Annotated in this window: 7 protein-coding genes and 1 pseudogene; 5 read left to right on the plus strand and 3 right to left on the minus strand. The window is 65.0% G+C overall.

The features are described from left to right. From secD to I5M_RS15760, 4 genes and pseudogenes are all read left to right on the plus strand, one after another. Window positions 1-731, plus strand: a 731-nt coding sequence (gene secD, locus I5M_RS15745; RefSeq protein ID WP_022722271.1) for a protein translocase subunit SecD, incomplete at its 5' end; no start/stop codon positions are given. Window positions 732-756: 25 nt separating this feature from the next. Then, window positions 757-1,880: pseudogene (gene secF / locus I5M_RS29875) on the plus strand (protein translocase subunit SecF). Between the two features lie 103 nt (window positions 1,881-1,983). Continuing rightward, window positions 1,984-2,367 carry an Mth938-like domain-containing protein gene (locus I5M_RS15755; protein WP_022722272.1) on the plus strand — a complete coding sequence of 128 codons (384 nt, stop codon included), beginning with the start codon at window positions 1,984-1,986 and terminating at the stop codon, window positions 2,365-2,367. After that, a complete protein-coding gene (locus tag I5M_RS15760; RefSeq protein ID WP_022722273.1) occupies window positions 2,364-3,218 on the plus strand; it encodes a phytoene/squalene synthase family protein in 855 nt (284 codons plus the stop codon). Before I5M_RS15755 ends, I5M_RS15760 begins: the two co-directional genes overlap by 4 nt. A 155-nt stretch (window positions 3,219-3,373) precedes the next feature. On the opposite strand, the gene trmFO is transcribed toward I5M_RS15760, so the two are convergent. From trmFO to I5M_RS15775, 3 genes are all read right to left on the minus strand, one after another. Continuing rightward, complete coding sequence (gene trmFO / locus I5M_RS15765; RefSeq protein WP_022722274.1) at window positions 3,374-4,804, minus strand: methylenetetrahydrofolate--tRNA-(uracil(54)-C(5))-methyltransferase (FADH(2)-oxidizing) TrmFO; 1,431 nt, start codon at window positions 4,802-4,804, stop codon at window positions 3,374-3,376. A gap of 140 nt (window positions 4,805-4,944) precedes the next feature. Continuing rightward, on the minus strand, window positions 4,945-5,097 hold the full coding sequence (locus tag I5M_RS31440; RefSeq protein WP_022722275.1) for a DUF1127 domain-containing protein: 153 nt from the start codon (window positions 5,095-5,097) through the stop codon (window positions 4,945-4,947). A gap of 459 nt (window positions 5,098-5,556) precedes the next feature. Then, window positions 5,557-6,456 carry a DUF2189 domain-containing protein gene (locus tag I5M_RS15775; RefSeq protein WP_022722276.1) on the minus strand — a complete coding sequence of 300 codons (900 nt, stop codon included), beginning with the start codon at window positions 6,454-6,456 and terminating at the stop codon, window positions 5,557-5,559. A 415-nt stretch (window positions 6,457-6,871) separates the two neighbouring features. Here I5M_RS15775 and I5M_RS15780 point away from each other — a divergent pair, with 415 nt between their 5' ends. After that, window positions 6,872-7,288 carry a DUF3597 domain-containing protein gene (locus tag I5M_RS15780; RefSeq protein ID WP_031336580.1) on the plus strand — a complete coding sequence of 139 codons (417 nt, stop codon included), beginning with the start codon at window positions 6,872-6,874 and terminating at the stop codon, window positions 7,286-7,288. The last annotated feature ends 59 nt before the right edge of the window (window positions 7,289-7,347 follow it).

The raw sequence follows: 7,347 nt of genomic DNA on the forward strand, positions 1-7,347 counted from the left end.
CCCGCGCCACCACCGACAATGTCGGCCTGCCGTTCGCCATCGTGCTCGACAACGAGGTGATCTCGGCGCCGCGCATCAACGAGCCGATCACCGGTGGCTCCGGCCAGATCTCCGGCAGCTTCACCGTGCAGAGCGCCAACGATCTGGCGATCCTGCTGCGCGCCGGCGCGCTGCCGGCGCCGCTGACCATCATCGAAGAACGCACCGTCGGCCCCGGCCTCGGCCAGGATTCGATTGCCAAAGGTGAACTCGCCGCTTACGTCGGATCTATCCTCGTCATCGTCTTCATGCTGCTGACCTATCGGCTGTTCGGCGTGTTCGCCAACATCGCCGTGGCGGTCAACGTCGCGATGATCTTCGGCTTGCTGTCGCTGCTCAATGCCACGCTGACGCTGCCCGGCATCGCCGGCATCGTGCTCACCGTCGGCATCGCGGTCGACTCCAACGTGCTGATCTACGAGCGCATTCGCGAAGAAATCCGCGGCGGCCGCAACGCCATCTCGGCGATCGACGCCGGCTTCAAACGCGCGCTGTCGACCATTCTCGACTCGAACATCACCACCTTCATCGCCGCGGCGGTGCTGTTCTATATCGGCACCGGCCCGGTGCGCGGCTTTGCGGTGACGCTCGGCATCGGCATTCTGACGACGGTGTTCACCGCCTTCACGCTGACCCGGCTGATCGTGGCCACGTGGGTGCGCTGGAAGCGGCCGCATCACGTGCCGATCTGACGACTAGAACCCGAGAGAACACGTCGTGACACATTGGATTTTGATCGGGCTGGGCGTTTTGATCACGGTGCTGACCATCGTCAGCATCTTCGGCTGGCTGCCGGCGCTGCGCATCGTGCCGGACGACACCCATTTCGATTTCACCCGCTTCCGCCGCATCAGCTTCCCGATCTCGGCGGTGCTGTCGATCTGCGCGATCACGCTCTTCTTCACCCACGGACTGAACTTCGGCATCGACTTCAAGGGCGGCACGCTGATGGAAGTCCGTGCCAAGTCGGGCACGGCCGATATCGCCACGATGCGCAAGACGCTCGGCGGGCTCGGCCTCGGCGACGTGCAGCTGCAGCAGTTCGGCGGTCCTGACGAAGTCCTGATCCGCGTCGCGGAGCAGCCCGGCGGCGACCAGGCGCAGCAGGCGGCGGTGCAGAAGGTACGCGGTGCGCTCGGCGACTCGGTCGACTATCGTCGCGTCGAAGTCGTCGGCCCGCGCGTGTCCAGCGAGCTGCTCGCCTACGGCATGCTCGGCCTGATGTTCGCCATCCTGGGCATCCTGATCTATCTGTGGTTCCGCTCGAATGGCAGTTCGCGCTCGGCGCGATGATCGCCAACGTCCACGACATCGTGCTGACGATCGGCTTCATGTCGATCACTCAGGTCGATTTCGACCTGACCTCGATCGCGGCGCTGCTCACAATTCTGGGCTACTCGCTCAACGACACCGTCGTCATCTACGACCGTATCCGCGAGATGCTGCGGCGTTACAAAAAGATGCCGATGCCGCAGCTCCTCAACGAGTCGATCAATTCGACGCTGTCGCGTTCGATCATCACCCACGTCACCGTGACGCTGGCGCTGCTCGCGCTGCTGCTGTTCGGCGGCAACGCCATCCACTCCTTCACCGCGGTGATGATGTTCGGCGTTGTGCTGGTCGGCACCTACACGTCGATCTTCATCGCAGCGCCGATCCTGATCTATCTCGGCGTCGGCACCCATCGGCTGGATACGCCGGGCGACAAGGACGAGGTCGACGAAGCGCCGCTAGCACCGGCGATCGCCGCTGCTCCAGCCGCGACGGCGACGCCGGCGGCGAAACCCGCTAGCGCGCCGAAGGCGGCGGGTTCGTCGAAGTCCAAACCGCGTAAGCGCTAACGCGGTTTGCGGCGGCGCTTTGAACCATTGCGCCGCAACTGGCTTGAAGAACCAGTCGGCTTCGCGGCTGGCGATCTGATCAATACAAGGCGGGGCAATCGATTTGGCCGAGCAGAACGACGTCCCGCATTTCCCGCGCGCCGCCGAGGTCGAAGCCTACGGCAAAGGCGGGTTCTATTTCGCCGAGATGTCGCATCAGGGTTCGCTGCTGTTCCTGCCGGATTCAGTGTGGCGCTGGGACGTCGAGCGCTCCGAGCAGATCGACCGCTACTCCTTGCAGCGCGTGTTCGACAACGCCAGCGCGATCGAGACGTTGATCATCGGCACCGGCCAGAACGTGTGGATCGCGCCGCGCCAATTACGCGAGCAGCTCCGCGCCGTGAACATCGTGCTCGAGCCGATGCAGACCGGCCCCGCGGTGCGCACCTACAACATCATGATCGGCGAGCGGCGCCGGGTCGCCGCCGCGCTGATCGCCGTGCCGTGAGCGCGCCTGCGACCAGCGATGCCGCGTTCTGCGCCGATCTGGTGCGCAGCCACGATTTCGATCGCTACGCGGCGACGCTGTTCGTCGATGCCGTGAGCCGCCGGGCGCTGCTGGCGCTGTACGCCTTCAACATCGAAATCGAACGCGTCCGTGGCCTCGTTAGCCAGCCATTACCCGGTGAGATCAGGCTGCAATATTGGACCGATCTGCTCGCCGGCAACGCGCATGGCGGCACCGAGGGCAATCCGGTCGCCGTCGAATTGCTCAGCGCCGTCGAAGCCTACCAGCTGCCGCGCGAGACGCTGACGCGGCTGATCGAGGCGCATCTGTTCGATCTCTACAACGATCCGATGCCCGACATGGACGTGCTGTCGGCGCATCTGTCCGAAACCGAAGGTGCGTTGTTCGTTCTTGCCGCCCGCATCCTCGGCCATGGCGGCGAGGCCATCGATCATCTGGCCCGCCACGCCGCGATGGCCCACGGCCTGACGCGGCTGATCGCACGGTTCGGCTACGATTCGGCGCGGCGGCAGCTCTATCTGCCCAAGGACGTGTTAGAACGTCACGGCAGCGGCGAGCACGAGGCGTTCGGCGGCCAGCCGCAGCCGAAGCTCCGCGCCGCGCTGGACGATTTGATCGGCCAAGCGCGCGAGCAACTCGACGGCGCACTGAAGATGCTGAGCGACGTACCGCGCGAAGCGCGTCCAGCTTTCCTCCCGCTAACCCTGGTCGGCCGCGACCTCGACGAGCTCGGAAAGCCCGACCGCAATCCCTTCACGCCCTTCGAGCGCTCGCGGTTGGCGACGCTCTGGACTCTGTGGCGAGCGGCGCGGAGCAAAGCGTTTCGGTAGTTAGTAGTTGGTACAAGCAAAGCCGTCATCCTGAGGTGCGCGCTCTTGCGCGCCTCGAAGGATGACCGCCACAGGCGGGCTGTGCCAACGCCGTCGCCCTTCGAGGGCCGCTGCGCGGCCACCTCAGGGTGACGGCTGCAGGAGGCGGCGAGTAACTACGCCGCCTGCGCCAGCCGCAGATGCCCGGCGATCCACGCATCAAGATCGGCCAGAGCACGGGCGCTGAGCGCCTGTTTCTTGGCGACGGACTTTTCCGGGCCGCGGAGCTTCTTGCCGTCGGGGCCTTTGGTCGGCGGATTGGCGAGTGGAGGGAATAGACCGAAGTTGATGTTCATCGGCTGAAACGAGCGCGGGCCGGCGTCGATGGTCTCGATGTGGCCGCCGGTGATGTGGCCGAGCAGGGCGCCGAGCGCCGTGGTGGGCGGGGGTGGGGCGAGCGCCGTGCCTTGCGCCTGCGCAGCGGCGCACAGGCCGGCGACGAGGCCGATGCCGGCGGATTCGACATAGCCCTCGCAACCCGTCATCTGCCCGGCGAAGCGCAGACGCGGCGCCGCGCGAAGCCGCAGTTGTTCGTCGAGCAGCTTGGGAGAGTTCAGAAACGTGTTGCGATGCAGCCCGCCGAGCCTTGCAAACTCGGCGTTTTCCAGCCCGGGGATGGTGCGGAAGACGCGCTGCTGGGCGCCGTAGTTCAGCTTGGTCTGGAAGCCGACCATGTTGTAGAGCGTGCCGAGCTTGTTGTCCTGGCGCAGCTGCACGATGGCGTAGGCCTTTACGGTCGGATTGTGCGGATTGGTCAGCCCGACCGGCTTCATCGGCCCGTGCCGCAGCGTCTCGCGGCCGCGCTCGGCCATCACTTCGATCGGCAGGCAGCCGTCGAAATACGGCGTGTCCTTTTCCCAATCCTTGAAGTCGACCTTCTCGCCGTCGATCAGCGCATCGACGAAGGCGTCGTACTGCTCGCGATTCATCGGGCAGTTGAGATAGTCGGCGCCCGAGCCGCCGGGGCCCGCCTTGTCGTAGCGCGACTGAAACCACGCCACCGACATGTCGATCGAGTCGCGGTGCACGATCGGCGCGATGGCGTCGAAGAACGCCAGCGCGTTCTCGTCGGTGAGGGCACGGATCGCGTCGGCGAGCGGCGCCGAAGTCAGCGGGCCGGTCGCGACGATGACGTTGTCCCATTCCTCCGGCGGCAGGCCGTCGATCTCTTCGCGGCGAATCTCGATCAGCGGATGCTCCGCGAGCGCCTTGGTGACGGCAGCGGAGAAACCGTCGCGATCGACCGCCAGCGCGCCGCCGGCGGGCACCTGGTTGGCGTCGGCCGCGCGCATGATCAAGGAATCCAGCCGGCGCATTTCGGCATGCAGCAGCCCCACGGCGTTGTTGGCGGCGTCATCCGAACGGAACGAGTTGGAGCAAACCAGTTCGGCGAGGCCGTCGGTCTTGTGCGCCTCGGTCGAGCGATGCGGCCGCATCTCGTGCAGCACGACTCGCAGGCCGGCGCGTGCCACCTGCCAGGCAGCTTCCGAGCCGGCGAGGCCGGCGCCAATGATGTGGATGGGCGAAGAGGGCGCTGTGCTGGTCATGCGGCTACAGCTAGCGCGATTTGCCGGGCGATCAAATGCCGTTTCGGCGGCGAGGGCGTTCCGCTGAAGAAGTCGGCCCCAGATACGACAACGCCCGCAAGGCTGCGGGCGTTGTGGTCAGCGATCAGCTGCGATCGGGTTCAGCCGTTGAAGTGACCGGACGCGACGCGCGGGATGTCCGAGCGGTCGATGCCGATATCGGCCAGTTCGCGATCGCTGAGCTGCGAGAGTTCAGCGACATTGCGCTGATAGTCCCGGAACGCCTTGAGGGCGCGAATGAGCGACAGCAACATGGTGGATCTCCTTGTTCGATTCAGCCCTTCGGAAGGACCGAACCGGCAAGGAGGAATATAGCGAGATACCTTCGATTCCAGCAGCGTAAATGTTGCACCGCAGCTAGGCGATTGACGCATATCGACGGCAAGGAATGATTAAGCCTTCGGAAAATTACGTAGGTCGCCCCCACAGCCTGAATCTGCGTCCTTTCGCCAGTTCCGAGGTGAAGTGTAATGTAAACAATTGATTTTGATTGGCTTATCTCGTTTGCCGAACGATTATCTGAGCCCGTCCCAGAGGAAGCCCGATACCAAATGCTTAAGCTGGTTGGCGAATGCCGGCTCTCACCATGCGTCAGGTGCATGCGGTTCGCGATTTGAATAACCGTTCAACTAACATCGGGCTCCACTCGGGTGCGACGCACAATAAAAGGCCGACTGCCTGTATGGCAGCCGGCCTGCCCCGACGCCGGCGACTCAATCGCGGCGCGACAACGGGAATAGTGCTGCCGGGAAATCGGCGGCGGAACGCTTGATGCGACGGCTCGGTCGGATCACCGGCGGCTGCGGGTTGGGCTCGACGGCCTTGCGGTAGAGATGCCAGGTGGCGTGGCCGAGCAGGGGGATGACCACGGCAAGGCCGAGGAACGCCGGCAGCGATCCGACGACGAGAAGCGCGGCGACGATCAGGCCCCAGGCGGCAATCATCATCGGGTTGCGGGCGGCGACCCGCAGCGAGGTCGCGACCGCGTCGGCGATACCGGCCTGCCGGTCGAGCATCATCGGGAATGCCACCACGCTGACGCACAGCGTCGCCAGCGCAAACAGGAAGCCGACGCCGCAGCCGGCCACGATCAGCGTCCAGCCTTCGGGTGTCGTCAGCACACGCTGAGCGAAATCAGGGATCGCGGCGGCCGGTGCATTGCCGAACGTCGCCGTATAGATCGCCTGCGCCACCGCGATCCAGACGCCGAACGCCGCGAACAGCAGAGCGCCGAGGCCGAGCATCGCCCCGAGCGAAGGTGAGCGCAGCACCTCGAAGGCCTGCCAGGCCGACGGTTGTTCGCCGAGTTCGCGCCGGAGGCTGAGTTCGTAGAGGCCGAGCGCGGCGAACGGTCCGATCAGCGCGAAGCCGGCGGCGAGCGGAAACAGCAGCGGCGCGACCGAATAGCCGAGCACGAGCCGCGCCAGCACCAGGCCGAGCACCGGATAGATCACCACCAGCATCACGGCGTGACTGGGAAACGCCATGAAGTCGGCCCAGCCGCGGCGAAGCGAGTCTTGCAGGTCGGAAAACGTGAGATGCCGAACCTCCGGCAGATCGGCCGAGGTTCGGCCGCCGAGAGCAGGGGCATTGTTCGGATAGGTCAGCGCCATGGTGTCTCTCCCTTGTTGCGCTTGCTGTCGGCAAGCTGTGCGCCACGCCAACGAGGGCGCGGCGTCGTTTCGACGCGGCAATGGGCAGAGCTGAAGCGACCAGACGCGAGAGCAATGGAGTGATTGGTCTTTCAGACCTGAACCTTGCCGCGACCTGTCAGGACAGACTAACGCCGAAGCGTCACGCGGCCTCGTCACGCTTCGGTGAGCCGCGAAGCACTGCGGTGCAACTAATCACCGCTAATCCTGTGCAGGTGCGAAGTAATCAGCGCCTGCAAACGGATACGCTTGATGGGTGGAAAGGGCGCCAGGACTACGGCACTTTGGCCGCCGCACAGCAAGATGGAACCGCCGTCATGCCGTCTTTGTTAAGACGGGCTATTCTGCTTTCTCTTTCCTCGAAATGGAGACCTCGATGAGCATCTTCGGCAAGATCATGTCGGCGATTTTTGGCAGCCACGCGGACGCTGCACCCGGCTCGGCATCCGCCTCGGCTCCTGGCGCAACGCCAGCCGGCTCAGCTGGCGGCACCACTGCCGCGGCACCCGCGCCGGCGCCTGCCGCGCCGATGCAGACCGTCGACGTCGCACCGATCCTGGACAAGGCCGTGAAGGCGCACGGCGAAAAGCTGGAATGGCGCACCTCGATCGTCGACCTGATGAAGGCGCTCGACATCGACTCCAGCCTGTCGGCCCGCAAGGAACTGGCGCACGAGCTCGGCTACACCGGCGACACCAGCGACAGCGCCAGCATGAACATCTGGCTGCATAAGCAGGTGATGAGCAAGCTCGCCGCCAATGGCGGCAAGCTGCCGCCGGAGATCAAGCACTGACGCTCGGCTGCACGCAGCTCGCGAAAAGAAAAGCCCGCCGCGCGCGGGCTTTGTGTTGA

Source organism: Rhodopseudomonas sp. B29 (genome assembly GCF_000333455.1).
GTDB lineage: Bacteria > Pseudomonadota > Alphaproteobacteria > Rhizobiales > Xanthobacteraceae > Rhodopseudomonas.